The sequence below is a fragment of the Flavobacterium sp. IB48 genome (assembly GCF_016405855.1).
Classification (GTDB): Bacteria; Bacteroidota; Bacteroidia; order Flavobacteriales; family Flavobacteriaceae; genus Flavobacterium; species Flavobacterium ginsengisoli.
Genome location: NZ_JAEFCA010000023.1, coordinates 1 through 1,378, shown reverse-complemented (window position 1 = coordinate 1,378; position 1,378 = coordinate 1). Strand labels below are relative to the sequence as shown.

The window sequence follows — 1,378 nt, the reverse complement described above, 5'->3', positions numbered from 1 at the left end:
AATATCAAGCATTAATTCAGGAGATTTTTCCAGAATCAGAAGATAAAATTGATGATGAACAAAAAAAGCTAGGCTTTGGCGATCTAACTCTTTTTAGCGGTTACATTCTTAATTGGGATTTAAAGAAAGGCTTTTTAAAAGGTGCTAAATTAAAAGACGGAATCGTTATTGGCGATGTGCAAAATGTGATAACACTTCTTGACGAAGATATTAGAAACGGCACAGCATCAAAGATGATAGAAATGTTTGATGATAGTTCCAATTATGGTGGAGAACGTGATGATACATTACAGAAAGGCGGTACTGCAGCAATTCCGTTAAATAACGTTATCGTTGTACAGAAATCTCCTGCTCCTGCTCCTAGAGATTTTAGTATTGCTGGTGCATTTGGCGGAGATGGAGGTTCAAGTGGGTATTCTGGAACCCCTACGGGAGGAGGAAGTTCAGGCACCATAAACACAGTTACAGAAATATCTTCAATAAAAAGTGTAAATCAATTAAAAGCAACAATAAATAACACTGATATAAACGCAAAAGATCTTAAATTTGTTCAAAACAACAATGTAATTGTCTCAAGCGCTACAATAGGCCTGCTCCCTTGGCTAGATTTAATGATATCTGTTACCCAAACAAAAGTTGGTCTAAAATATGTTATTAACAATGTAGTAAGCAATCCAATAGGTGTAAGTACAGGGGTTTCGTGGTCACAAACAGCTTATGGTCAAGTAACAAATGGGAACACTACAACTGTCACAATAGTTGGCCTTTTTTCAGTTAATCTTTTTGTAGAAGGTCTTGGTAGCATTGTTACAACACCTGTCTCGTATTCAGTAAATATTGATAACAGAAACGGAAAATTAATATCAGCTAAACGATTACCTTTATAAAATTTAGAATTATGAAACAAATAGGTGTAGACGATTTTAATATCATTTTATTAATTGGTCAATTAATTAATATTGTATTTTGGATAGGAATATTGTTCCTGTTGTATAAAATTTACAAAAAAGTCAAATAAATTCAGACAATATTTTAAAAAGAATAAAATATCTTGTTAACTCATTTACCCGAACCGTACCGACGGTCTTAATTGATAATCTCAAAAAATTTACGCGTATGATGTTCATACAATAGTATAACTTGATATTTATATAATTATGAAAGAAATAACAATTAATGACTTCTCAATATCATTGCTAATTTGGCAAATATTTTGTGTTTGTTTTTTGGCAGCAATAGTATATTTATTGTATAAAATTTGCAAAAAAGTTAAATAAGTTTTGCTCTGTTAGCGTAAGCATCTCCCCGCCCCGCTAGCGCGATCGTCCCGCTCGTGAACGCAATCTAACTCAAAACTAAAAGAGCACGAGCCAGACGC

Annotated in this window: 1 protein-coding gene; it reads left to right on the top strand. The window is 33.3% G+C overall.

The genetic code is table 11. The features are described 5' to 3' along the window. Nucleotides 1–887 (top strand): hypothetical protein (locus JC605_RS23575; RefSeq protein WP_198858524.1); only part of this gene is annotated, 887 nt, incomplete at its 5' end. Between the last annotated feature and the right edge of the window lie 491 nt (nt 888–1,378).